This is a genomic window from Xanthomonas albilineans, from assembly GCF_002939705.1.
In the GTDB taxonomy this organism is placed as follows: domain Bacteria; phylum Pseudomonadota; class Gammaproteobacteria; order Xanthomonadales; family Xanthomonadaceae; genus Xanthomonas_A; species Xanthomonas_A albilineans.
Window position 1 is genome coordinate 93,872 of the sequence record NZ_MDCB01000005.1, and the last position, 24,483, is coordinate 118,354.

The 24,483-nt window shown below is 63.7% G+C and carries 23 protein-coding genes and 1 pseudogene; 15 read left to right on the top strand and 9 right to left on the bottom strand.

Annotated elements, in window-relative coordinates:
- Nucleotides 1-48: 48 nt before the first annotated feature.
- The 7 genes from XalbCFBP2523_RS06400 (at nt 49) to recO (ending at nt 7,426) form a co-directional block, all read left to right on the top strand.
- Nucleotides 49-1,587 carry a DegQ family serine endoprotease gene (locus XalbCFBP2523_RS06400; protein WP_045766222.1) on the top strand — a complete coding sequence of 513 codons (1,539 nt, stop codon included), beginning with the start codon at nt 49-51 and terminating at the stop codon, nt 1,585-1,587.
- A gap of 156 nt (nt 1,588-1,743) precedes the next feature.
- Complete coding sequence (gene lepA, locus XalbCFBP2523_RS06405) at nt 1,744-3,537, top strand: translation elongation factor 4 (RefSeq protein WP_012917018.1); 1,794 nt, start codon at nt 1,744-1,746, stop codon at nt 3,535-3,537.
- A gap of 121 nt (nt 3,538-3,658) precedes the next feature.
- A complete protein-coding gene (gene lepB / locus XalbCFBP2523_RS06410) occupies nt 3,659-4,459 on the top strand; it encodes a signal peptidase I (protein WP_012917017.1) in 801 nt (266 codons plus the stop codon).
- 20 nt (nt 4,460-4,479) lie between these two features.
- Nucleotides 4,480-4,857: a DUF4845 domain-containing protein gene (locus XalbCFBP2523_RS06415; protein ID WP_045766221.1), complete on the top strand. Its 378-nt coding sequence runs from the start codon at nt 4,480-4,482 to the stop codon at nt 4,855-4,857.
- Nucleotides 4,847-5,527 carry a ribonuclease III gene (rnc, locus tag XalbCFBP2523_RS06420; RefSeq protein WP_045757388.1) on the top strand — a complete coding sequence of 227 codons (681 nt, stop codon included), beginning with the start codon at nt 4,847-4,849 and terminating at the stop codon, nt 5,525-5,527. Before XalbCFBP2523_RS06415 ends, rnc begins: the two co-directional genes overlap by 11 nt.
- Nucleotides 5,524-6,423: a GTPase Era gene (gene era, locus XalbCFBP2523_RS06425; protein ID WP_012917014.1), complete on the top strand. Its 900-nt coding sequence runs from the start codon at nt 5,524-5,526 to the stop codon at nt 6,421-6,423. The genes rnc and era overlap by 4 nt, the downstream gene beginning before the upstream one ends.
- 232 nt (nt 6,424-6,655) lie before the next feature.
- Nucleotides 6,656-7,426, top strand: a complete 771-nt coding sequence (recO, locus tag XalbCFBP2523_RS06430) for a DNA repair protein RecO (protein WP_045766220.1) — start codon at nt 6,656-6,658, stop codon at nt 7,424-7,426.
- 226 nt (nt 7,427-7,652) lie between these two features.
- On the opposite strand, the gene XalbCFBP2523_RS06435 is transcribed toward recO, so the two are convergent.
- Entirely contained in the window at nt 7,653-8,348 is a 696-nt protein-coding gene (locus XalbCFBP2523_RS06435) for a response regulator (protein WP_045766219.1), read from the bottom strand.
- 154 nt (nt 8,349-8,502) lie between these two features.
- Between XalbCFBP2523_RS06435 and rlmD the strand changes: the two genes are divergently transcribed.
- The 6 genes from rlmD to XalbCFBP2523_RS06465 all read left to right on the top strand — a co-directional run bounded on the left by rlmD (nt 8,503) and on the right by XalbCFBP2523_RS06465 (nt 13,823).
- Nucleotides 8,503-9,828, top strand: a complete 1,326-nt coding sequence (gene rlmD / locus XalbCFBP2523_RS06440) for a 23S rRNA (uracil(1939)-C(5))-methyltransferase RlmD (protein ID WP_045766814.1) — start codon at nt 8,503-8,505, stop codon at nt 9,826-9,828.
- A 137-nt stretch (nt 9,829-9,965) separates the two neighbouring features.
- The gene (locus XalbCFBP2523_RS06445) at nt 9,966-10,460 is read left to right on the top strand and encodes a CYTH domain-containing protein (RefSeq protein ID WP_045766218.1); all 495 of its coding nucleotides are present in this window, start codon (nt 9,966-9,968) and stop codon (nt 10,458-10,460) included.
- Between the two features lie 110 nt (nt 10,461-10,570).
- Complete coding sequence (locus XalbCFBP2523_RS06450) at nt 10,571-11,248, top strand: DsbA family oxidoreductase (protein WP_045766217.1); 678 nt, start codon at nt 10,571-10,573, stop codon at nt 11,246-11,248.
- Nucleotides 11,249-11,337: 89 nt separating this feature from the next.
- Nucleotides 11,338-12,345: a beta-N-acetylhexosaminidase gene (gene nagZ, locus XalbCFBP2523_RS06455; RefSeq protein WP_045766216.1), complete on the top strand. Its 1,008-nt coding sequence runs from the start codon at nt 11,338-11,340 to the stop codon at nt 12,343-12,345.
- Nucleotides 12,345-12,899, top strand: coding sequence for a hypoxanthine-guanine phosphoribosyltransferase (locus XalbCFBP2523_RS06460; protein WP_045766215.1), 555 nt, complete (start codon nt 12,345-12,347; stop codon nt 12,897-12,899). Before nagZ ends, XalbCFBP2523_RS06460 begins: the two co-directional genes overlap by 1 nt.
- A 177-nt stretch (nt 12,900-13,076) precedes the next feature.
- The gene (locus XalbCFBP2523_RS06465) at nt 13,077-13,823 is read left to right on the top strand and encodes an S-methyl-5'-thioinosine phosphorylase (RefSeq protein ID WP_045766214.1); all 747 of its coding nucleotides are present in this window, start codon (nt 13,077-13,079) and stop codon (nt 13,821-13,823) included.
- A 581-nt stretch (nt 13,824-14,404) separates the two neighbouring features.
- Here the strand turns inward: XalbCFBP2523_RS06465 and XalbCFBP2523_RS06475 are convergent.
- Both XalbCFBP2523_RS06475 and XalbCFBP2523_RS06480 read right to left on the bottom strand, forming a co-directional pair.
- Nucleotides 14,405-15,415, bottom strand: coding sequence for a S1 family peptidase (locus tag XalbCFBP2523_RS06475; RefSeq protein WP_249027714.1), 1,011 nt, complete (start codon nt 15,413-15,415; stop codon nt 14,405-14,407).
- A gap of 48 nt (nt 15,416-15,463) precedes the next feature.
- Nucleotides 15,464-15,655 (bottom strand): hypothetical protein, encoded by a 192-nt coding sequence (locus XalbCFBP2523_RS06480; RefSeq protein WP_146084053.1) that lies wholly within the window; start codon nt 15,653-15,655, stop codon nt 15,464-15,466.
- 207 nt (nt 15,656-15,862) lie between these two features.
- On the opposite strand from XalbCFBP2523_RS06480, the pseudogene XalbCFBP2523_RS06485 reads away from it, so the two are divergent.
- Nucleotides 15,863-16,055, top strand: a pseudogene (locus XalbCFBP2523_RS06485) (FAD-dependent oxidoreductase); the annotation flags it as partial.
- A gap of 72 nt (nt 16,056-16,127) precedes the next feature.
- Here XalbCFBP2523_RS06485 and XalbCFBP2523_RS06490 read toward each other — a convergent pair.
- The 6 genes from XalbCFBP2523_RS06490 to XalbCFBP2523_RS06515 all read right to left on the bottom strand — a co-directional run bounded on the left by XalbCFBP2523_RS06490 (nt 16,128) and on the right by XalbCFBP2523_RS06515 (nt 21,345).
- The gene (locus XalbCFBP2523_RS06490) at nt 16,128-16,490 is read right to left on the bottom strand and encodes a hypothetical protein (protein ID WP_012917004.1); all 363 of its coding nucleotides are present in this window, start codon (nt 16,488-16,490) and stop codon (nt 16,128-16,130) included.
- Nucleotides 16,487-17,044: a bactofilin family protein gene (locus XalbCFBP2523_RS06495; protein ID WP_045766211.1), complete on the bottom strand. Its 558-nt coding sequence runs from the start codon at nt 17,042-17,044 to the stop codon at nt 16,487-16,489. Before XalbCFBP2523_RS06495 ends, XalbCFBP2523_RS06490 begins: the two co-directional genes overlap by 4 nt.
- Before the next feature lie 108 nt (nt 17,045-17,152).
- Nucleotides 17,153-18,862 carry a sensor domain-containing diguanylate cyclase gene (locus XalbCFBP2523_RS06500; RefSeq protein ID WP_012917002.1) on the bottom strand — a complete coding sequence of 570 codons (1,710 nt, stop codon included), beginning with the start codon at nt 18,860-18,862 and terminating at the stop codon, nt 17,153-17,155.
- A 117-nt stretch (nt 18,863-18,979) separates the two neighbouring features.
- The gene (locus XalbCFBP2523_RS06505) at nt 18,980-19,333 is read right to left on the bottom strand and encodes a hypothetical protein (RefSeq protein ID WP_012917001.1); all 354 of its coding nucleotides are present in this window, start codon (nt 19,331-19,333) and stop codon (nt 18,980-18,982) included.
- Nucleotides 19,334-19,705: 372 nt separating this feature from the next.
- The gene (locus XalbCFBP2523_RS06510) at nt 19,706-20,047 is read right to left on the bottom strand and encodes a hypothetical protein (RefSeq protein WP_012917000.1); all 342 of its coding nucleotides are present in this window, start codon (nt 20,045-20,047) and stop codon (nt 19,706-19,708) included.
- A gap of 122 nt (nt 20,048-20,169) precedes the next feature.
- Entirely contained in the window at nt 20,170-21,345 is a 1,176-nt protein-coding gene (locus tag XalbCFBP2523_RS06515) for a thiolase family protein (protein WP_045766210.1), read from the bottom strand.
- Between the two features lie 208 nt (nt 21,346-21,553).
- Between XalbCFBP2523_RS06515 and XalbCFBP2523_RS06520 the strand changes: the two genes are divergently transcribed.
- On the top strand, nt 21,554-24,382 hold the full coding sequence (locus tag XalbCFBP2523_RS06520) for an autotransporter serine protease (RefSeq protein ID WP_045766209.1): 2,829 nt from the start codon (nt 21,554-21,556) through the stop codon (nt 24,380-24,382).
- The last annotated feature ends 101 nt before the right edge of the window (nt 24,383-24,483 follow it).

A 24,483-nucleotide genomic window follows, 5' to 3' on the forward strand; every position in this document is an offset into this window, starting at 1 on the left:
CCTCGTTCTAAGTTCTAACTCTTCCCTCGAACCGAAGGCTCGTGTCCGATGACTCACCGTATCCACAACAATCTACTGTGCCTGTTGGTCCTGATCATGCCGTTGACCGCTTGCGCGCAGCAGCATGCACCCAGTACGTCCGCCGCGTCGCCGCCAGCCGCGCAGACGGCACCAGCGCCACAACTGGTCGCTGGTTTGCCCGATTTCACCCGGTTGGTCGAGCAGGCCGGGCCGGCCGTGGTCAATGTCGAATCCACGATCAGCCGCCGCGCGGCGGCCGCGCGTTCCAATGGCGGCATGCCCGACGACGACCAGATTCCCGAATTCTTCCGTCGCTTCTTCGGGCCGGACGGAATGCCGGGCATGCCTGCGCAGCCGCGCGGGCGCGCGCCGGACGATGACGATGGCGCGCCCGCTGGCCGCTCCATGGGGTCGGGCTTCATCATTTCCTCCGACGGCTATGTGTTGACCAATCATCACGTGATCGATGGTGCCAGCGAGGTCAAGGTCAAACTCACCGACCGCCGCGAATTCACCGCCAAGGTGGTGGGCAGCGACCAGCAGTACGACGTGGCGTTGTTGAAGATCGACGGCAAGAACCTGCCGACGGCACGGATCGGCGATTCCAACCTGCTCAAGTCCGGGCAGTGGGTGGTAGCGATCGGCTCGCCGTTCGGTCTCGATCATTCGGTCACCGCGGGCATCGTCAGCGCCACCGGCCGCAGCAATCCCTATGCCGACCAGCGCTACGTGCCATTCATCCAGACCGACGTGGCGATCAACCAGGGTAACTCAGGCGGTCCGTTGCTCAATACCCGTGGCGAAGTGGTCGGCATCAACTCGCAGATCTTCTCCGCCTCCGGTGGCTACATGGGCATCAGCTTGGCGATCCCGATCGACCTGGCGATGAGCGCGGTCGAGCAGATCAAGAAGACTGGCAAGGTGACCCGCGCCCAGCTCGGCGTCATGGTCGGCCCCATCGATGCGCTGAAGGCACAAGGACTGGGGCTGCCGGATACGCGTGGCGCCCTGGTCAACCAGTTGGTCGAGGGCGGTCCAGCGGCCAGGGCCGGGCTGGAAGTGGGCGACGTCATCCGTGCCGTTAACGGCACCGAGATTGGTGCGTTCAGCGATCTGCCGCCGATGATCGGGGTGATGCAGCCTGGCACCAAGGTGCGCCTGAGCATTCTGCGCGACGGCAAGCCGCGCGACATCAGCGTGCAGTTGACCGCTCTGGCCGACGACCGCACCGCTGGCGCGCGTAGCGCAGGTGCCGACAACACAGCTCCGGCCCATGGCGCCAACGCGTTGCTGGGGATCGAGGTGGCGGATCTGGATGCCGCCTCGCGTCAGCAATTGGGACTGGAACCGGGCAAGGGCGTGCGCATCGCCGCGGTGACCGGCCGTTCGGCCCGCGACGCGCAGTTGGTCCCGGGCATGGTGATCCTGCAGGTCGGGCGCGTGCCAGTCGGGAGCGTGGCTGCGTTGAACCAGCAACTGAGCGGCTACAAGAAGGGCGATGTGGTGATGCTGCTGATCAGCTACCGCAACACCACCAGCTTCGTCGCGGTGCGCGCCGGCGGCTGAGTCTGGCGCCCGGCTGCTGCTTGGGCAGCGTTCCAGGGGCGGTCCAGGAGGGGCCGTCCCCCGGGCTGTGGCGACCCTCTGCTGCCAGCCATGCGATAATAGCCCGTTATCCTGACGACGGTCCTGGCCGCCGCCCACCTCATGTCCTCTGATTCGATGCGGAACATCCGCAATTTCTCCATCATCGCCCATGTCGACCATGGCAAATCGACCTTGGCCGATCGCATCATCCAACTGTGCGGTGGCCTGCAGGCGCGCGAGATGGAGGCGCAGGTGCTCGACTCCAACCCGATCGAGCGCGAGCGCGGGATCACCATCAAGGCCCAGTCCGTGTCGCTGCCATATACCGCGCAGGATGGGCAGGTGTACCACTTGAACTTCATCGACACGCCCGGCCATGTCGACTTCAGCTACGAGGTCAGTCGCTCGCTCGCCGCTTGCGAAGGCGCACTGCTGGTGGTGGACGCTGCGCAGGGGGTTGAGGCGCAATCGGTAGCCAATTGCTACACCGCGGTGGAGCAGGGCCTGGAAGTGGTGCCGGTGCTGAACAAGATCGACCTGCCGACCGCCGACATCGAGCGGGCCAAGGCCGAGATCGAGGCGGTGATCGGTATCGACGCCACCGACGCGGTTCCGGTCAGCGCCAAGACCGGCCTGAACGTGCGCGATGTGCTGGAGGCGATCGTGCAGCGCATTCCGCCGCCGGTGCCGCGCGACACCGACAAGTTGCAGGCGTTGATCATCGATTCCTGGTTCGACAATTACCTAGGCGTGGTCTCGCTGGTGCGGGTGATGCAGGGCGAGATCAAGGCCGGCGACAAGCTGCTGGTGATGTCCACCGGCCGCACCCATCAGGTGGACAGCGTCGGCGTGTTCACCCCAAAACGCAAAGTGCTGCCGAAGCTGGCCGCCGGCGAGGTGGGTTGGGTCACCGCCAGCATCAAGGACGTGCACGGCGCGCCGGTCGGCGACACCCTGACCCAGGCAGGCGACCCGGCCGCCAAGCCGTTGCCAGGTTTCCAGGAGATGCAGCCGCGGGTGTTCGCCGGGTTGTTTCCGGTCGATGCCGAGGACTATTCGAACCTGCGCGAGGCGCTGGACAAGCTGCGCCTGAACGATGCGGCGCTGCGCTTCGAGCCGGAAAGCTCCGAGGCGATGGGCTTCGGCTTCCGCTGCGGCTTTCTCGGCATGTTGCACATGGAGATCGTGCAGGAGCGCCTGGAGCGCGAATACAACCTAGACCTGATCAGCACCGCGCCGACGGTGGTGTACGAAGTACTGAAAACCGACGGCGCGATCATCAACATGGACAACCCGGCCAAGCTGCCGCAGTTGAACATGGTCGAGGAAATCCGCGAGCCGATCATCCGCGCCAACATCCTCACGCCCGAGGAATACATTGGCAACATCATCAAGCTGTGCGAAGAGAAGCGTGGCAGCCAGATCGGCATCAATTATCTTGGCAGCCAGGTGCAGATCAGCTACGAGTTGCCGATGGCCGAGGTGGTGCTGGATTTCTTCGACAAGCTCAAGTCGGTCAGCCGCGGCTACGCCTCGCTGGACTACCACTTCGTTCGTTTCGAGGCCGGTCCGTTCGTGCGCGTGGACGTCCTCATCAATGGCGACAAGGTCGATGCGCTGTCGTTGATCGCCCATCGCAGCCATGCCGACCGCCGTGGCCGCGAGTTATGCGAGAAAATGAAGGATCTGATTCCGCGGCAGATGTTCGACGTGGCGATCCAGGCGGCGATCGGCTCGCAGATCATCGCTCGCACCACGGTCAAGGCCATGCGTAAGAATGTGCTGGCCAAGTGCTATGGTGGTGACGTATCGCGCAAGAAGAAACTCCTGGAAAAGCAGAAGGAAGGCAAGAAGCGCATGAAGCAGGTCGGTCGCGTGGAAATTCCCCAGGAGGCCTTCTTGGCTGTGTTGCAGATGGACAATAAATAAGGCATGGCGCAGGGCACCGGCGGCCGTGTAAACGGTCTGGATCGGCCGGGCTTTCACGTCGTAAATCCCTCCACGTTTTGTCGCGGCCACTGGCTGCTCGTCCCGTTCCGAAGGAAGCAGAATGAAATGGTTTGAAATCGCGCTGGTGGTCCTGACCCTCGCCACTGGCATCGTGACGTTGCTGGACAAGTTGTTCTTTGCCAAGCGCCGTGCCGCGCGCGCCAATTTGCTGGACACCGAGCCTGTGCTCGTGGATTACTCGCGGGCGTTTTTTCCGGTGTTGGCGGTGGTGCTGATCTTGCGTAGCTTCATCGCCGAGCCGTACAAGATCCCGTCCAGTTCGATGATGCCGAATCTGTTGGTTGGGGATTTCATCTTGGTCAATAAGTTCGCTTACGGCTTGCGTTTGCCGATTACCAACAAAAAGGTGATCCCGGTGAGCGAGCCCAGGCGCGGCGACGTGGTGGTATTCAATCCTCCGCAAAATCCAGAAGAGAACTGGATCAAACGTATCGTTGGCTTGCCGGGCGATCGTATCGGCTTCCACGGCGACACCCTGTACATCAACGGTACGCCGATGAAGTACAAGGTCATCGGCGAATACGTGGGCAAGGGCAAAGGCGCGGAGATGACCGGTGCGACCTTGCTCACCGAGTACTTGCCGGGCCGGACCCATACCGAACTGGAGTGGCTGGGCCGCAACATGCCGGCCAGCCAGGGCGACTGGGTGGTGCCGCCAGGCAAGTACTTCGTGATGGGCGATAATCGCGATAATAGCGAAGACAGCCGGTTCTGGACCCAGACCCACTTCCTGCCCGAGGAAAACTTGCGTGGCAAGGCGTTCCTGATCTGGTTCAATTGCCAGGGGTGGTTATGTAACGGCAGTTTCGATCCGTCGCGGATCGGAACGGCGATCCAGTAACGTGCGTGAGGGGAAACGCGATGAAGCATAAACAAAGTGGGATCACCTTGACCTCGTTCGCGGTCGTGTTGGCGGTGGTCGGATTCTTCATCTACATCGGCATGAAGCTGTTTCCGATGTACCTGGAGTTCTACGCGGTGCGTTCGGCGATGAAGGGGTTTGCGGCCGAAGCTGGTAGCGCGGAGATGGACCCGGCGGAGGCGAAGAGGTCGTTGTTTCGTCGCCTGGATATCAGTAACGCGGACAACGTGAAGCCCGAAGACGTTACTTTCGAACGCACCGGTACCGGTGTGAAAATGCACGTGGACTACGAAGTGCGCCGCTCGCTGATCGCCAACCTGGACGTGGTTGGCAAGTTCGACGCCACCCAGGATCTGACGACGCGTGGTGGGCAGTAAAACCGTGCTGCGTGGTGACCGTATCGGTCATCGCTTCACCGAGCCGCAGTTGTTGGCGCAGGCGCTGACCCACCGCAGCGCCGGCGCACCGCACAACGAACGTCTGGAATTTCTTGGCGATAGCATCGTCAACTTGTTGATCGCCGAGGCGCTGTATCAGCGCTGGCCCAAGGCTGACGAGGGTGCGCTGACCCGTGCCCGCGCCGAATTGGTGCGCGAGGCGTCGCTGGCTGCGATCGGTCGGCAACTGGAACTGGGCGACCGCCTGACCCTGGGGCCGGGCGAGATGAAGTCCGGTGGGCATCGGCGCGATTCGATCTTGGCCGACGCCGTCGAAGCGGTGGTCGCGGCGATCTATCTCGACGCCGGCTTCGAGACCTGCCGTGCGACGATCCTGCCCTGGTTCGAGAGCGGATTGGCGGCGTTGCCGGTGGGCAAGCCGGAGAAGGACGCCAAGACCCGCTTGCAGGAGTGGCTGCAGGCACGGCAGCGGGCGCTGCCAGCCTACGAATTGATTAGCGAGACTGGCGACGAGCACGCCAAGCGATTTCGGGTGCGCTGCGCACTCACCGAGCCTGTCCTCGTCGCCGAGGGCGAGGGCACCTCGCGACGACTGGCCGAACAACAGGCCGCCGCCGCTGTCATCGAGCAACTGGATTCGAGCAAGTGAATGACGCAGTGACTTCATACCGCAGCGGCAGCGTGGCGGTGATCGGCCGGCCCAACGTGGGCAAATCCACCCTGACCAACGCCTTGGTCGGCGCCAAGGTCAGCATCGTCTCCAACCGGCCGCAGACCACGCGGCACCGGCTGCTGGGCATCGCCAGTTTTCCCGCAGGGCAATTGCTGCTGGTCGATACGCCGGGTTTGCACCGCGAGCACAAGCGCGCCATGAACCGGGTGATGAACCGCGCCGCGCGCGGTGCACTGGAAGGCGTGGATGCGGGTTTGCTGGTGATCGAAGCCGGGCGCTGGGACGAAGAAGACACGCTGGCATTCAACGTCCTTGGCGATGCTGGGATTCCGGTGGTGTTGGTGGTCAACAAGGTCGACCGGCTCAAGGACAAAACCGCGTTGCTCCCATTCCTGCAGCAGGTCAGCGACGGTCGAAGTTTCGCCGCGGTGCATCCGGTCTCCGCGCTCAAGCGCAAAGGCATGGAGGCGCTGGTGCGCGACCTGCTGGCGTTGGTGCCGGAAGCGCCGCCGATGTTCGGCGAGGATGAGATCACCGACCGCAGCCAGCGCTTTTTGGCTGGCGAATTGGTGCGCGAGCAACTGATGCGCCAGCTCGGCGAGGAGCTGCCTTATGCCACCACGGTGGAGATCGAACGCTTCGCGGAGGATGGCGCGCTGTTGCGCATCGGCGCGGTGATCTGGGTCGAGCGCGAAGGCCAAAAGGCGATCGTCATCGGCAAGGGCGGGACGCGTTTGAAGGAGATCGGCGCCAAGGCACGGCAGCAGATGGAGCGCCTGTTCGGTGCCAAAGTGTTCTTGGAGACCTGGGTCCGGGTGCGCGAGGGCTGGTCGGACGACGAAGCGGCGCTGAAGGCGTTCGGATACGAATGAAGCCGGGACGCGGGACTCGGGACCCGGGACCCGGGAGAAGCCAGGGCAACGGTCTCGGCCATGCTTGCTTGCGCGCATCCCGCCCCGAACTCGTCGCTTCACTGCGACTGCGCACTGCATCAATCGGAGAAATCCAGGGCAAATGCGTTCTTGGTCGCGTTTGCTCGTGCGCTTTCCGACGCCTGATTGCTGCTTTTCCCGGGCCCCTGGCCCCGGGTCCCGAGTCCCGGCTTTGATCGAGCACGAGCCAGGCTTTGTGCTGCATGCGCGGCCCTGGCGCGAGACCAGCCTGTTGGTCGAAATCCTGAGCGTGCACCACGGCCGTCTCGGTGTGCTGGCGCGAGGCGTGCAGGGGCCGAAAAAGCAGGCGTTGCGCGCGATGTTGCAGCCGTTGCAGTCGATCCGCTTCAGCGCCCAGCGCCGTGGCGAACTGGCGCAGCTGCATGCGGCCGAGCCGCTGGATACGGCGCCGCGGCTCACTGGCGAGGCGATGCTCGCCGGCTTCTACATCAACGAGCTGACTCTGCGCCTGGCGCCGCGTGACGACCCCGCGCCGGACCTGTACCTGGCGTACGCACGCGTCCGCGCGCGGCTGGCTGCCGAGGCGCCGCTGGCCTGGTCGCTGCGGTGTTTCGAGCGCGATATGCTGGAGGCGCTGGGGGTATGGTTCGACCTGCGCCACGATGGCGATGGCGCGCCAATCGATCCGGCGGCGCGCTATGCGCTCGATCCCGAACACGGGCCAAGGCGGCTGTTGCGCGATCACGGCCACGACCAGCGCAGCGGTATGGCTACCGGACGTGCGCTGTTGGCATTGGCAGACGATACCCTGCCGGTCGCCGAGGACTTGCCCGGCTTGCGTCGCGGCATGCGTGTGGTGCTGCTGCATCACCTCGGTGGGCGTGGTTTGAAGTCGTGGGAAATGCTAGAAAATCTGCTGCGCAAGCCGATGCCGCAGGGAGACGCAACGTCGGATCCGGCAATGGGAACGCCAGAATCGTAACGCGGTCGGGACGTGGCGGCGGGCAGGGGAAATAGCGCGGCCAGCACACGCAAGCACCGCAGCCTGCGCCAAGCAGGTGCCTGGATCGGCCGGAACACCGATTTTTTTGGCGACGTATGCTGGCGCCCTCCTGCCGACAAGTAGGTGTTCGATGTTTCTGCCGTCAGCGGCGCAGGCCAAAAGCGCCGCTGCGGAGGCGTCTTGCTGCAAGTCCCGCTGTCCAGACCTAATGCAGCAACGCCGCCACCGCCTCGCTGAACTGGTGCAGCGCCTGCGGCGAGGCGGGGTTGCCATGCAACTGGCGCACCGCACCCGCCAGCCGCGTGGCGCCGACGAAACCACAACTGGCCTGCAAGCGGTGCAGGTGGCTGCGTACCGCTTGCTCGTCGCTGAGTTGCAGTGCCGAGGCGATCGCGTCGCGGGCGCCGGGCAGTTCCGTCAGGAACAGTTCGCGTAATGCGATCAGGTGGGCGTGTTCGCCGTTGAGCGCAGTCAGGGCCTTTGTTTCGTCCCAGTCCATGGCGGACAGGTCGCTGGTGGGGCCGCGTGCGAGCAGCCAGCGCACGCGCTGCAACAGGTGCTCGGCACTTAGGGGTTTCAACAGGACCTCGGCGAACCCGCCGCGTAACAGTTGCTCGCGGACGGTGTCGCTGGCGTCGGCGGTGTGTGCCAATCCCTGCGCACCGGGGCACTGCCGCTGCAACTGCTGCAATAGTTCTGTGCCGCTGCCGTCGGGCAGGTTGGCGTCGATCAGCCAAAGATCATGGTTGCGTATTCCCGCGTGGGCGAGGGCAGTGGCGACGGAGTCGGCCAGATCGATCTGTGCTGGCAGGGATTCCAGCGTGATATGAAAAAAGGCGCGGCTGATCGGGTCGTCTTCGACGAGCAAAAGTCGCGTCACAGTGTTCTGATTCGATGCCATCTTGCGTTGCCTCCATGCGGCGTTGGTACATCATAGCGGTGTCTACGGAGACGCCGCGTCACTTTGCCGCGTCGCTGTGACCAGCGCAAGTCAGTCCCGGCGCCTGGCCATCTGCGACAATGGCCGCCCTTTTCAGCCCGCAGCCAATCGCCACGTGGCCCGATCCAGAAACCGCCTCGACCGTACCCCTTTCCAGACTGAAATCGCCGATTTGAGCCACGACGGCCGCGGCGTTGCCCGCCGCGAGGGCGACAAGGTCGCCTTCGTCGCCGGCGCGCTGCCTGGCGAGATCGTTCTCGCCGAACCCACTGCCCGCAACCGCCATTTCGACGAGGCGCGCACCCTGCAGGTGCTGCAGGCCTCGCCGCAGCGGGTTGCGCCGCGCTGTCCGCATTTCGGCGTCTGTGCCGGTTGCGTGTTGCAGCACCTGGCCGAGGACCAGCAAATCCTCGCCAAGCAGCAGGTGCTGACCGACAACCTGGAGCGCATCGGCCATGTCACTCCACAGGTGGTTCTGCCAGCGCTGTCGGGCGCGTCCTGGGGCTACCGCCGGAAGGGACGTTTCTCGGTCCGCCGGGTAGAGAAGAAGGATAAAACTCTGGTCGGCTTTCGCGAGCAGGATCCACGCTTCGTCGCCGACCTATCGGTGTGTCATACGGTGATTCCGCAGGTCGGGCTCAAGGTTGCGGCGCTGGCCGAGTTGGTCGAGCGCCTGGACGCCAAGCGCGACATTCCGCAGATCGAGTTTATCGCCGGCGATGCCACGGTGGCGCTGACCTTTCGCCACATGCAGCCGCTCAGCGAACACGACCAGGATGCGCTGATCGCCTTCGCTCAGGCACACGATTTCGCCATCTTCCTGCAACCCGCTGGCGTGGACAGCGTGCATCCACTGTATCCGCAGGCGGCGCCGCTGTCGTTCCGGTTGCCACAGTGGGACGTGGAGTTGGCGTTCCGGCCATTGGACTTCATCCAGGTCAACGCCGCGCTCAATCAGCAGATGATTGCGCATGCGTTGGCCTTGCTCGATGCGCAATCGGGCGATCGCGTGCTGGATTTGTTCTGCGGCCTGGGGAATTTCACCTTGCCGCTGGCGCGCACAGTGCGCGAGGTGGTGGGAGTGGAGGGCGATGCCGGACTGGTGGCGCGCGCGCGCGAAAACGCGCAGCGCAACGGCCTGGATAACGCGCAGTTCTTCGCTGCCGACCTGACCCAGGATCAGCGTCAGGCAGCGTGGATGCGCGATAGCTTTGACAAGCTGCTGCTCGACCCGCCGCGTTCCGGTGCGCTGGAGGTACTACAGCAACTGCCGCTGAAGCAGTTCCAGCGCATCGTCTATGTGAGCTGCCATCCCGGCTCGCTGGCCCGCGACGCTAGCTATTTGGTGAATACGCAGGGTTTCGTGTTGAAGGTAGCGGGGGCGATGGACATGTTTCCGCATACCGCGCATGTGGAGAGTATCGCGGTGTTCGAGCGGTAGATCTTCCGCGGGGCCTGGGATGGCGCCTTGCACAGCGGTACTGCTTTTCGTCGTCGTTAAATCGTTTGACCGCGTTGCGGATGTGCGTATCACGTAATCGTATCGAGACCTCCCCCCGTTTCTGCGAGATTCCCATCATGTCGATCGAAATCGAACGTAAATTCCTGGTTGCCGGCGATGGCTGGCGCACGACGACGCATGCCGTCATCCCGATGGCGCAGGGCTACCTCAACGACCCGGTGGCGCTGGCCAGTGGGGCGGAGAAGGCGTCGGTGCGGGTACGCTTACAGGGTGAGCAGGCGTTTTTGAATTTCAAGTCGCGCGAGCTGGGGCATACCCGCCAGGAATTCGAATATCCGCTGCCGTTGGACGATGCACGCGCATTGTTGGCGTTATGCGTGGGCGGACTGATCGACAAGCGCCGACATTTGGTGCAACACCAGGGGCATCTATGGGAGGTGGACGAGTTTCTTGGCGATAACGCAGGTCTGGTGGTGGCCGAGATCGAACTGGATAGCGCCGATGAGAGCTTCGCCATGCCCGATTGGATCGGTGTCGAGGTCACGGACGATCGGCGTTACTACAACGCCGCCCTGGCGGCACATCCGTTTTGTCGCTGGTCGCAGGATTGAATCTGGGAAGTCGCATATGGGAAACGGAGAGCGCGCTTCGGCAATCGCCTTCGTTGTTCAGTGTCGTATGCTGTCTCATGTTTCATCGTGCTGAGTCTTAAGTCTCCCCAATGCGTATCGACATCTGGTCCGACGTAGTCTGTCCCTGGTGCTGGATCGGTCTGCACCGCCTGCAACAGGGCGTCGCGGCGCTTGGCGCGGATGCGCCGGCGTTGGAGATCCATTGGCATCCCTATCTGCTCGATCCCGAGGCCGATTTCACTCCGGTGCCGTTGCGCGAGGCCTACGCATCCAAGTTCGGCGGTCCTACGCGGACCGAGCAAATTTTGATGCAGACCCAGGCCACCGCGCGTGCCGAGGGCCTGCCGTTGGATTTCGGTCGCGGTCAGGTGCGAGTGACCACGTTGCCGGCACACCGAGTGTTGTGGCTGGCCGCGCGCGAAGGCGATGCCGACGCGGTTGCCGAGGCGCTGTTCCAAGCGCATTTCGCTCAAGGCCGCAATCTCGTCCAGACGCAGACATTGCTTGACGCCGGTGCTGCCGGAGGCCTGCCTCCAGCGCGCGTGCAGGCGTTGCTGGACGGGGAAGAGGGCCTGGTCGAGATCCAGGCGCAGTTGCAGCAGGCGCAGGCGATGGGGATTCGCGCGGTACCCGCGTATGTCATCGATGGCCGCCAGGCGCTGCAGGGCGCGCAGCCGCCAGAGGTGTTCGCTGCGACCTTGCGCGGTCTGCTGCCGGGCACCTCGGCATCGGGACGCGATTGCGGCGCGGATGCCTGCGCGCCCTAGTCCATCATCTGGGTGTCCGTCGTCGCTGTCGGCATCTGCGACAATACCGGCCTAGACGCGCTTGAATAGCGCTGGCAGGAGACTCAAGCATGCTCGCGATCGGCGTTGCTGGTACCGAACTCACCGCGCAGGAACGCGACTGGCTGCAGCACGACGCGGTGGCCGGTGTGGTTCTGTTCAAACGTAATTTCGCCTCGCGCGCCCAGGTGAGCGAACTGAGCGCGGCGATTCGCGCCGCTGCGCCACGGCCGCTGCTGATCTGTGTGGATCAGGAAGGCGGTCGCGTGCAGCGCTTCCGCGACGGATACAGCGCATTGCCGCCGCTGCAGGGCTTCGGTGCGCTTTACGCGCGCGATCCCGAAGCCGCCCTGGCGCTGGCCGAACAGCATGCCTGGCTCATGGCCAGCGAAGTGCGCGCGAGCGGTGTGGATCTGAGTTTCGCCCCGGTGCTGGATCTGGCGCGCGGTAATCGCGCGATCGGTGATCGCGCCTTCAGCGACGATCCGCAGGTGGTGGCGGCGTTTGCCGCCGCCTACGTGCGTGGCATGCACAGCGTTGGCATGGGCGCCACACTCAAGCACTTCCCAGGCCACGGCACGGTGCGGGAAGACACCCACGTCGACCGTGCCGAGGACTCGCGCGCGCTGGAGACGCTGCGCCAGGAAGATCTGGTGCCGTTCGCCGCCGGCATCGCCGCCGGTGCCGATGCGGTGATGATGGCGCATGTGGTCTATCCGCAGGTGGCGCCGGAGCCGGCTGGCTATTCGTCGCGCTGGATCCAGCAGATTCTGCGAGAGGAACTCGGCTTCCGCGGCGTGGTGTTCTCCGACGACATCGGGATGGCCGCTTCATTCGCTGTGGGCGGTGTCGCTGCGCGCGTGACCGCGCATCTGGATGCTGGCTGCGATGTGGTTCTGGTCTGTCATCCGGAACTGGTCGCCGAATCGTTGCTGGCCGTGCGCGATCGTCCGTGCAACACCGCTGCGCTGCTCGGCCTGATCGGTCGTGGCGGCCTCGGTTGGGATGGCTTGCTGGCCGATACCCGCTACGGCCATACCCAATCCCATCTGCTCTCCACTCTCGGGAAAATCGCCTGATGTCCACGTTCACCATCGCCCAGGTCCAGGCTCATGCCGACCTGCTGGTCGATCGTCCGCAGCTCGATCAGGCCATCGCGCGCATGGCCGATGCCATTGCCGCCGACTACCGCGGCGACATTCCGGTCTACCTGACCATCATGCATGGCGCACTGCCGTTTGCCGGGCAACTGGCACTGGAACTGGGCAGCCGTGGTCAGGATCTGGAACTGGATTATCTGCATGCCACCCGCTATCGCGGCGAAACTGTCGGCGGCGAGTTGGTGTGGAAGCATCGCCCCGCTACCGCGCTCTACGGTCGCCGCGTGCTGCTGCTGGACGACATTCTCGACGAGGGGCTGACCCTGCAGGCGGTGCGTCAGTGGTGCCTGGAGCAGGGTGCCACCGACGTCCGCATCGCGGTGCTGACGGTCAAACGCCACGGCCGCTGCGTCGGCGGGTTGAGCGCCGACTACAGCGGCGTGGAAGTGCCGGATCGTTACGTGTTCGGCTTCGGCATGGACGTCAACGAAGGCCTGCGCAATGTGCCGGCAATCTACGCGATGAAGGAATAGCGCGCGCTCCGCGCATCGCTCCGCGCGTCGGCGGTTGGCCGTCGGCGTGCTCACGTTCCGCACGAGGATTTTCATGGACCACATCGCATTGGCCGTCATCGGCGGCACCGGCGTCTACAGACTCCCGCGCGTCGGCGGTTGGCCGTCGGCGTGCTCACGTTCCGCACGAGGATTTTCATGGACCACATCGCATTGGCCGTCATCGGCGGCACCGGCGTCTACAGACTCGCACAATTGGACGACGTGGAAACCCGCGAAGTCGACACGCGGTACGGCAGCCCGTCCGGACCGTTGCGGATCGGCACGTTGCTCGGCCAGCGCATCGCGTTCCTGGCCCGTCACGGCGAAGGTCACGCGCTGCCGCCGCACAAGATCAACTATCGCGCCAACCTTGCCGCGCTAAAGCAAATCGGCGCGTCGCGGGTGCTGGCGTTGAACACGGTGGGGGGCATCACCGCGCGTTTCGGGCCGCGTGTGCTGGCCTGTCCGGATCAGTTGATCGACTACACCTGGGGGCGCATTTCCACGCTGTGCGAGGAGCCGGGGAGCGAGGTGCTGCACGTGGATTTCGGTCATCCGTATTCGCCGTTGCTGCGCAGCAAGATATTGGCTGCCGCACACGTGACTGGTACCGCGCTGGTCGATGGCGGCTGTTACGGCGCCACCCAAGGGCCGCGCCTGGAAACCATCGCCGAGATCGCGCGGCTGCGCCGCGACGGCTGCGATCTGGTCGGCATGACTGGCATGCCGGAGGCTGGCCTGGCGCGCGAACTTGGCTTGGATTACGCCTGCCTGGCGATCGTGGCGAATTGGGCGGCCGGTTGCGGCGATGCAGAGGAAATCACCCTGGCCGAGGTGCTGGCCAATGTGGAGGCGGCCTCGGTGTGGTTGCCGGAGTTGATCGGTGCGTTGGCGCGTGGGTGATGGTCTTCGTTGTGGTTTCTGCGCGCTGTCCGCGCCCGCCCGACAGCGACGCGCGACGTTTTGTTGGTCACTTTAATATCACGCCGACCGCGTAAACGTTTACGTCGATCCGGCTTGTTTTAAACCCTGCTGTAACCGGATTTCTTGCAATATGTAGTCGCCCCTGAAAAGCCCGCAAACTCGCCTGCACCAAGCCTTTTGTGCCGCAGAGGACGTGCCTGGATTGCCAGTTTCCGTTAGATTGGGCGCGGTTTTCTTGTATTTTCTGAGCATGCGCAATCGATGTCCCGCCGTAGAATATCGCCCGCCCGAAGAGTTGTTCCGTTTCCGCCTAGAGAACCAGATCGATCTGCGTCATCCCATGGCGCAGCTATCGGCTAGCGTGCTGGCGCCGATGGTGGTCAGGTCAACGCTGTATGTGAACCAGTTGCACGGGAATCCTGGGTTTTTCAGGTGCAACTCATGCACATAACAAAGCGCCGCATGGAGGCGGCGCTTTGCTGACTGAAACGCGATTCCCACGACTCACATGGGATGCTGACGGCACAGGCCGACGTCATGAACGCCGGACCCGCTCGTCTTTATCCGCCAATGGGCTGCGTCTGGGCAGCTCCCGCGTCGTCGTCCGCCTCGTCCGCTGGGGCCAGTTCCCAACCGGCGTTTTCACCGAAGGGGGAGAGCGGATTATCCTCGCCGGCACCGGCGGGTAGGCTGTTCGGAGCAAGGGTGTAGGTGCTTAACTCTTGCAGCACATCTGCCATTGACGTGTAGAAGAGCATGGAACTGTTGGCAGTGTTGCTGGACGAGATGATCCCAATCAAATTCAGGTCGTAGGTGAGGGCCGGTCCGCCGGAGTCGCCGCCGGCAAGGCTGTACAACTCGTCCCCGTGCGCGGCACTGATGTTGGCATAACTCGGTCGAAACATTCCCGGCTCGAGGGACATGCCTTGCCACACGCAACGGACACCGGTGACAAAACCGCTTGTGCAGAACCGCCCATCCGGCGCGTTCGAATACCCGGCAACAGGAAGACGCCTTTCCCGCCCCCCGCGTAGCATGAAGACTTGATTGCGCGCGCGGGGCGTATAAGCCGCGTATGGATTGCAGTAGGAGGCGCCGCTGTGGTGAGCCTGGCACCACGTGTACGTCGGATTTGCTATGGGCGATACCCGTACAAGCGCGATGTCCGAGCCAGCGGACTGCCACTCGACGGCGCCGAGTGCCTGGTCCCCCGAGTAGACGGTCGCATACATCGGCCCGCAGTGCTTGGCAATCACGAGCCATCGTGTGGCATTTTGGTACGGCGTCAGTCTTTGCCAGATGCTCGTGGGCACCAACACCGCCCCGACGGTGCATGATGACCATTCTGATCCCGTCCTAAGGCGGATCTTCGAGCCCGAGATGACCGGCAGGACGTTGCGGTCGGAATTGCGAGGTTCCACCGCCATGGCAGCCGAGCATGCGAGGGTGGTGCCGATGGCCATGGCGAGGCATGCCACGCGCTTTTGCAGTTGTAGGGTTTTCATCAACGATCGAGTCCAGGGGGATTCGGGATCGGGGAAAGTGGTGGTTTGCGAGATATGCTCGCGCATTGTATGGAGCGGTTATATCCGTGCGTAGACAGAAATAAGAAGGCGGTTTCAAGAAGCGAGAAACACCGCTGTGAACCATTTGGTTGCGGTGATCTGACACGAAAAGCATCGCAAGTAATCGGTTGTCTCTGAAAAACCGAGCATGGTCTCACCGGACAGGGCATCGGCATGCTTGAGTTGCAGCAATTGGGCCATCAATTGGATCAGCAACCCCAGGCATCCATTGAGCATAGGATTCACCGATACAGGTCGCTCATCAGCGGGGGAGGCCGACGGTGGCACATGCTTGAAACGTGCAAGAAAATCGCATCGAACTTAGCGAAAACGGGCAAACACAGCCCACATGACGAAGCTTATAATTCTGGCTCTGCAAGGTGGGTGAAGTTTTTCAGGGACGACTATGTATGGTCTTATGGGGCGTCCGGTTTCAGTAAATAACGTCTGGTTTCAGTAAATAAGATGAGTCCGCAACTCGGGGAGGGAGTCCAACATGGCGCTGATGGATGCCTGGACGCTGAGCGCCTGTCGTCTGCGCGAGGCGCCGGACTTTGACGTGGCGCTGAGCCGAGACCAGGCGCAACGTCAGGCGCATGTGGCGGTGTACCAATTCTGGAGCCGTTGGCTGACGCAGCTCTTCCAGATTGCCAACAGGGCATCGCCGTGGTTTTGAGCGATACTCGTCATGCGTTCCTGCGGATGGCACCGTTGGCTCCTAGAGTTTCCCCCGTTTGCTGCTCTTCACCGGAGTCGCCTCCACCGACAGGGTGAACGTGCGTTCCTCGCCATTGAGCATGGCCCCGACTCCGACCAACTGCCGCTTGATCTCCTCGCCGCGTCCGTTGCGAATACTCACCAGCACGCTGTACTCCCACGCGGTGCCATCGGCGGGATGGCGGATGGTGCCGTCTACGCGCAGCGGCACCATCGCCGACGGTGCCGATTGCTGCAGCACTGCCGAGTCGAAGCGCAAATGGTGCTTGCATGCCGGGCAGACGCTGGCACTTTCCAAGATCGTGGCCCGGCAGTGCGGGCAGGTCCGGGTCGCTCCCGGGGTGCCAGGACGCGGACTACTCATGCGCCGATGTCGGACTCCGTGGCCTTGGCCGGTTTGCGGCCATGCTTGTCGTCTTCCCAGCCGAAGTCGGCCTGGCCACGCATCCGCGAGCCGGCGGCGACAGTCAGCGATCCTGCCTTTACGTCGCCGATCAGCGCGCCGGAAGCCAGCAGTTCCACCCGCGAAGCCGATTCGATATTGCCTTCCAGTTCGCCCGCAATGATGACCTTCTCGGCGCGCACGCCACCGCTCAGCTTAGCGCCGGTCTCGATGGTCAGATCGCCTTGCACGTTGACGTCGCCCTTGAACTTGCCGGCAATGCGAATATGGCCGCTGCCTTCGATCTTGCCTTCGATGCTGATGTCGGCGGCGATCAGCGATTCTTTGGCCGCCGGTGTCGATGAGCGGACAGGGGTAGGGGCGGGGGTTGGTGTTGGGGCGGCGGCAATGCTGGTCAGCGGTTCGTTGCCGAGCGCTTCGCCCGTGGGGCGTGGATCCGCTGGCGCGGCGCCGTTACCGGGGACGGGGGGGAGGCCGTCCTTGCGCGTTGAACCCTGATCTTTCCAAATGGACATGGTCGTCGTCTCCAGTCGGGGGAAAACGCCACTATGGCTGCTCTAACGCGTCGATTTTGTGACCTTTATCGCCAATCGGGACCGTCGTCGCATTTGGGGGCGACCGGTTTAGCTGATGTCATCCAGGATTGAATCGTACTGTTGTACTTGGTTGCGACCGCTGCGCTTGGCCCGGTACAGCGCCGCATCGGCTTTGCGCAGCAGTGTAGTGGCGACTGTGCCGTCGCGGCTATAGCTGGCGAGTCCGATCGATAGCGTGACCCCAGGCAACGCCTTGCCGTCCAGATTGGCATTGAGTTGTGGGGCGGCGGCACGGATGTGCTCGGCGATCACCAGTGCCTCTTCGGGGCCGGTTTCAGGCAGGATCACGGTGAATTCCTCGCCGCCGTAGCGGCAGGCGATGTCTTCGCCCCGTAGTCGCGAGGACAGCATCTGCCCGACCGCCGCCAGCAGGCTGTCGCCGCCGCCGTGGCCATGCACGTCATTGAATTGCTTGAAGTGATCCACATCCAGCATCAGCAGCGACAGTGGCATCGAACGGCGTTCGCAGCGGGCCAGTTCGTGCTGCAACGACTCTTCCAGGTAGCGGCGATTGAACAGGCCGGTGAGCGGGTCGCGGATCGATTGCAGGCGCAGCGACTCGCGTAGGCGCAGATTGCTCAGTGCCAGAGACAACTGCTCGGCAGCAGCTTCGGCGATGGCGATGCGCGGCAGTGGCCCAGGGCCAGAACCTGCCAAGAAGACGAAGCCCAACTGCGTGCCCTGCGCCGACAACGGAATGCAGGCGGTACTGGCGCCGATGCTCTGTGGATCGTCGAGCATGTGCGTGCAGGCAGAGTCGTGCCGCTGTGCGTTGACGAAGTGGCTCTTGTCGCGGCGCAGCGCCCAACAGTCATGTGGTGTCACTATCGGTTCGCTGCGCACTGACGGCTGACCCCAGGTGACGATCTGCTCTGCTCTGTCCCGCGAGGCGCGCAGCAGGTAGATGCTGCCGCCGCTGTCGGGTATCAATGCGGCAAGCAGGCGCGTGGTCACCGTCAATGCCTCGGTCGGATCCATGCAGCTCTGTAGCAGGCCGGAGTAGCGGCTGAGTGCATTGAGGTCGGCAGTGGTGCGCTCAAGTTCCAGGATGCTGGCCTCCAGCTTTTCGTTGGCGACCGAAGCGGCCTGTTCTGCCGCGCTGCGATTGCGCAATTCGCGGAACAACAGCGCGTAGACCACGCAGACGCCGCCCAGTCCTAATGGAATTCCTGCCAGTGCTAGGCCTAGTAGCAGGTCGGCGCTGCGCTGGTTGGAGCGATCGCGGCTTTGCAGTAACCGTTGCTCCAGTTCGATCATCTGCTGCATATGATCGCGGATCGCACTGGAATTCTGGAAAACCTCGGCTCCCATCGCGCGCTGCAGGGCGATGAGGCCCGCGCGCTGGTAGGTGTCGAGTAACTGCCGCATCTGTGCCAGGCGTGTATTCGCCAGGTGTTGCAGGACACGGACGTTGGCGATCTGCACCGGATTGTCGGCCACCAGCGCGCGTAATTGCGCCAGTTGCCGCGGTACCCGCTCGGCGCTGTCGTGGTAGGTGCTCAGGTAGGCTTGGTTGTCGGTCAGCTCGTATCCGCGCAACGAAGATTCGCTCATCAGCAGTGTGGACTGCACCTCGTCGATATTGCGCAGCACTTCGTGCGTATGCGCCACCAGTGCGGCATCGGAAATGGCGCGTTGTGCTCCCGAAAACACGCCGAACCCGATTGCCACGAATACCGTGGCGGAGAACAGGAGAGCAAAGCGGGTCCTGGCCCGCACGCGATGAAGAGTCGACATTGGCAAAGTGAGCGCTCCGCGTTAATCGCCTTCGGCCTATGTCACGAAAAAATTCCGCCGTATATAAGGCTGCGCTCCCTCGTCAGCGCGGGTGAAGGCGGGGGCGAGGGCATAAGCTCAGTGCCGCTCTTTGTGCGCGTTATGCGGATCTGCGTCGGCGTTTTCGCGGGCTTTTTCGGCGACCTTTTTCGCAGCCTCGGCGGTGGCCTCGCTGGCATCGGCGGCCATCTCCTTGGCGGCAGCCGTAGCATCCTGCACTGACTCGGAGTTAGCGGCGCGATGCGCGGCGTCGCGCGCGTCGGCAGCGACCTCGCGCCCGGTTTGCGCGACCTGGTCTGCGGCTTCCTTTGCGGCTTTACTGGTTTCCTCGGCGGCGGCCTTGGCGTCGCGCTGCGCCTGCTGGGCTTCGGGGCCTTGGCAGGCGGTCAGCGTCAGCGTAGCTAACAGGGTCAAAATCGTAGTTTTGTTCATGCGCGTTCTCGGTCGACATGGTGTTTGGCGCAGACTAGTTGCCGCTGCATGCAGTCTGCGTCAAGGCGGTGCATCGGCGCGTACTCGGATTCAGAAATCTGTGTTGCCGTTGGCAGACCCTGGCGCAGAGGGAGTTCAGTGGCACTGGCTGGCCGCAGCTTAGGCCATTGCGGCTGTGAGATAGCGCAGCAGCTCATGCGTAGTGCGAAGTCGATACGGACTAGGAGGGCGTGGCAATTCCTGTTCCTGCCGCAAAGCTGTTTTGAATTGCGCAGACGATAGCGGCTTCTGCAGACAGGTCTTGTTGCAGGGCAAAGAAAAAGCCGCTGGCGAACCAGCGGCTTTCTCAGACGTGCCTGAAGCAAGAAGTGATTACTTCTTGGCTTTTTCGGCGGCTTCCTTGGCCTTGTCAGCGGTTGCTTCCGCAGCCTTGGCGGTGTCGGCAGCCTTGTCGGCAGCAGCTTCGGTCGGGGCAGCGGCGGCGGCGGCCGAGGCATCGGCAGCAGTGTTGGCTGCGGTCGCGGCGGTGTCGGCAGCAGCCTGGGCTGCGTCTGCGGTCGGGGCAGCGGCAGCGGCGGACTGGTCGGCAGCAGCCTGGGCTTCGGTGGCGGACTGGTTAGCGGAAGCCGCGGCGTCTTGGGCCTGCTCCTGCTTCGAGCACGCGGCCAGGGCCAGGCCTAGCGCCATTGCGATCAGCAGCTTGTTGATGCTCATTGTGTCTATCCTCGTCGTTTAGTTAGGCAACGCGCGAGTGCGCGCCTTTAACATGATGACAAGCCAAAGTCGGCTGTCAAGCGTACGCGCATTCATTTTTGTATTGCACGGGTTAACTCTAATCAAATCAATTCGATGGCGACTGCGGTTGCCTCGCCCCCGCCGATGCATAGGGTGGCGATGCCGCGGCGGCGGCCGCGGTTGCGCAACGCGTTTAGCAATGTCACCAATAACCGTGCGCCGGACGCGCCGATGGGGTGGCCAAGCGCGCAGGCCCCACCGTTGACGTTGACCTTGGCATGGTCAAGGCCCAGTTCCTTGATCGGCACCATCGCCACCACGGCGAAGGCCTCGTTGATTTCGAATAGATCGACCTGGTCCAGGCTCCAGCCGACTTGGTCGAGCAGCTTGCGGATCGCGCCGACCGGTGCGGTTGTGAACCATTCTGGTGCCTGCGAGAAGGTCGCGTGGCCGGCGATACGTGCCAGCGGCGTGATACCGCGCCGCGCGGCATCGTCGCTGCTTAGTAGCACCAGTGCTGCAGCGCCGTCGGAGATGCTGGAAGAACTGGCGGCGGTCACCGTGCCATCCTTCTTGAACGCCGGCTTCAATGTCGGGATTTTGGCGATGTCGGACTTGTCCGGCTGTTCGTCGCTGGCGACCTGCACCTCTCCCTTGCGGGTGGCGATGCGCATCGGAACGATCTCGGCATCGAACGCGCCGCCGCGCTGCGCGGCCTGTGCACGGGTGACCGATGCGATCGCGAACGCGTCCTGATCCTGGCGGGTGAAACCGAACTTCTCTGCCGTTGCTTCGCCGAACACGCCCATGGCTTGGCCGTCGTCGGGATTGGTCAGGCCGTCCCAGGCCATGTGATCGACTGCTTGAAAGTTGCCGTAACGGTTGCCGATGCGCGAATTGGGCAGCAGGTGCGGCGCGTTACTCATCGATTCCATTCCGCCGGCGACGACGATGCTGGCCGAGCCGGCCTTGATCAGGTCGTGGCCGAGCATCACCGCCTTCATGCCCGACCCGCAGACTTTGTTGATGGTGGTCGCGCCGGTGGCGTCGAGCAGGCCTGCTGCGCGCGCGGCTTGCCGCGCGGGCGCTTGGCCGAGGTTGGCCGGAAGCACGCAGCCCATGATGACTTCGGAAACGTCGACAGCGGCGATGCCGGATTGCTCCAACGCGGCGCGGATGGCCGCGGCGCCGAGCGTTGGCGTGGGGACGCCATTGAACTGGCCAAGGAAGGCGCCGATGGCAGTGCGCTTGGCCGCGGCGATGACGATCTCGGTCATTTCAAACCCTTGGGGAGAGGTAATATTGATTATCGGTTGTGCTGCCGCTCCTGCCAATGCCAATCGCGTTTGGATCGTGCATCGTCGCGAGTGCGCCATTTCGGTGTAGAGTTCGCTGGGGTTCACGTGGGGCGTTGGTTTTGTTAATTGAGTGGCGACTCAATTCAGTGCGCGCATTGACGCGCGGCTCAAGGCATAGGGGAAAAACATGCGGACATTGATGGCGCGGTCGCTGCTGGCGGCCGCTGTTGCAGTTGCGTTGACTTCTTGTGGTGGTGGGCACGGTGGCGCTAGCCCGATGGTTCACGGCGGCAATCCACCGCCTGTCTCACCTCCTCCCCCGCCACCACCACCACCACCACCTCCTCCTCCAAATTCGCCACCGCCGCCGCCACAACCGGCGTTCGACGCGCATCTGGTGCTGACGAATGCCTTGGCGGCGCAGACCGCCGGCTACGACGGCAGTGGTTACCGTATTGGTGTGGTCGATACCGGAGTCAATCGCAATCATCCTGCGTTGGCTGGGCGTGTGGTGTCCAACCTGGTCTACGTCGATCCGGCCAAGAACAACGTCAATGTCGACGATGTCGTGGGTCATGGCACCAGCGTCTCTCAACTCGCCGCTGGTAAGCCGGTCGGTGCCTGGCCGGGCGGCATCGCGCCAGGCGCACAGATCGTGTCGGCGCGCATCATCTCTGACACCGAGCCCAAGGATGACGGAAGCGGCAGTGGCAATCAGGTCAGCGGTGGGCTCGGCTTGAGCGGCGTGCACCAGGATCTGATCAATGCCGGGGTCAGGGTGATGAACAATTCCTGGGGAGGGGTCTACTGGAGCGATCCCAACGCGACCAACGCGATCGCCAATGATTACCGTCCGTTCGTGCATAGCAATGGCGGTTTGGTGGTGTTCGCAGCGGGCAACGATTCCAAGGCCACGCCGTCGGACATCGCATCGTTGCCGAGCCAGCCCGGACCCGGTGGCACCCTTCCGGCTGCGGACCTGGAGCGCGGCTGGCTGGTGGTGGCCGCAGTGGATTCGACGACCGGGACGCAGTTAGCTTCCTATTCCAATGCCTGCGGCGCGGCGATGCGTTACTGCCTGGTTGCGCCAGGTACTGAAGTGTACGTCGATCCGAAAGCGACCACGTCCACCGCCAATCCGAGCTACTACTACGGCAGCGGTACCTCGTTCGCTGCTCCGTTGGTGTCCGGCGCCGCCACGCTGGTGTGGCAGGCATTCCCCTATTTCAGCAACGATCTGGTGCGGCAGACTCTACTCGGCACCGCCACCGACCTGGGCGCGCCTGGGGCGGATCCGACGTTCGGCTATGGCCTGCTCAACATCGGCAAGGCGGTGAAGGGGCCGGCCCGGTTCGATTGGGGCGATGTCACCGTCGCGTTCGACGGCAGTTCGACCTGGGCCAACGATATTGCCGGTAGCGGCGGGCTGATCAAGCAGGGCAGTGGTACCTTGACCTTGAGCAGCACTCAGAACAGCTACAGCGGCGATACCCAGGTGCAGGGTGGCACGCTCAGCGCGGCGAGTCTGGGCAACTCGAACGTGGCGATCAGCAACGGTGCGACCTTCATCGGGACCGGCCCACTGGGCGGCAACGTGCTCAATGCCGGTACTTTTCAGGTCGGGGCCGCGGTCTTGAGCCTGAGCGGTAGCTACGTGCAGGCCAGCAATGGTCGGTTGGCCCTACTGGTGGGCGACAAGCTCTCGGCCGGCGGCACCGCGACCTTGCAGGGTGGCGCGCTGTACGTGCTGGGAAAGCACGACTACGTGGTCAATAACACCGCCTACAAGGTGTTGGAAGCCAGCGGCGGCTTGACCGGCACGTTCGCGTCGGTGACGTCGCCGTCGAACGTGTTCGTGACCGCGTCGCTGTCCTACGATGCCACCAGTGCTTCGATCACGCTGCAGTCGTTGAGCGTCACCGCGGCGGCGGCTGGTTTCGGCATCAGCAATGCGGCCACCCTGGCTTCGGCGAGTCGCGTGGATGCGGCGTTCGCACGGTTGGATGCGCAATTGCAGCATGCACCGGCGACGGTCGATGGAGCCCTGTTGAAAGCGGCCGGCGCGGTGCAGCAGTCGCCGACGGTGGCGGCGGCCACGGCAACGCTGCGCAGCCTGTCCGGCGAAGCCCATGCCGCTGCCGGTGCGATGACCTTCGACACCATGGACCTGCAGCGGCGCGCGCTGTCCAGCCGCTTCGATCTGCTGGTCGAGCGGCCACGTGCGGTCGGTGCCTGGAGTCAGCAACTGGGCGAGACCGGCCAGGGCAGCTTTGCCGGCAGTCAGTTCCAGTTCGATGGTTGGTTGATGGGCCAGGACATGCGGCTGGGCGAGCATACGGTGGGCGGTGTCGCCTTCGGCGAGAGTCACGCCAACGATGCCGGGAGCCTGGATCGCAGCCGCAATCGCCAAGTGCAGGGTCAGGCGTATTTCGGTGCGACGTCCGGTAAGGCGTATGCGTTGGCGCAACTGGGCAGTGGACAATACCGCCGCCAGCTCGACCGCAGTCTGTTGCTCGGCGATAGCGTCGCCGGTGCGTCCAGTCGCTATAGCGGGCGCTTTCTCTCCACCAGTGTCGAGATCGGCTATCGCATGGGCCGTGGCCCGGCCTGGCTGACGCCCTATGCCGGCGCCGACTACAGTCGTATCGACAGCGATGGTTTCCGCGAGCAGGGCGGCGACGGATTCGGGCTCATGGCCGATGCCGCGTCTTCCTCGCGCAGCCAGGCGCTGGCCGGCTTGCGCACTGGCGTCGGCGGTCACCGCTGGTCGCTGCAGGGCTATGCCGAGTGGCAGCAGACCCTGGCCGCGCAGGGGTTGGACCGCCAGGCCCGCTTTGTCGGCCTGGACGCGTGGGCGCCGCTGGTCGATCTGCAACCTGCACGCGCCGGTGGTCTGTTCGGCGCGAGCCTGCAGACCCATTGGAACACCTCGGTGCTTGGGCTGGGCTACGACCAGCGCTTCGGTCCGCGTGGCGATGATCGCGTGTTCTCGCTGCGCTACCGCCTGGGGTTCTGACCCCAGGGCGGTAGCGTGGGGCCGAGGTCTCAGTCGCGCTGTTCCGGTGCGGACCGTGACAGCGCGGTAGTGTGTCAGCGGGTGCGGCAAGGGCGCTTGTC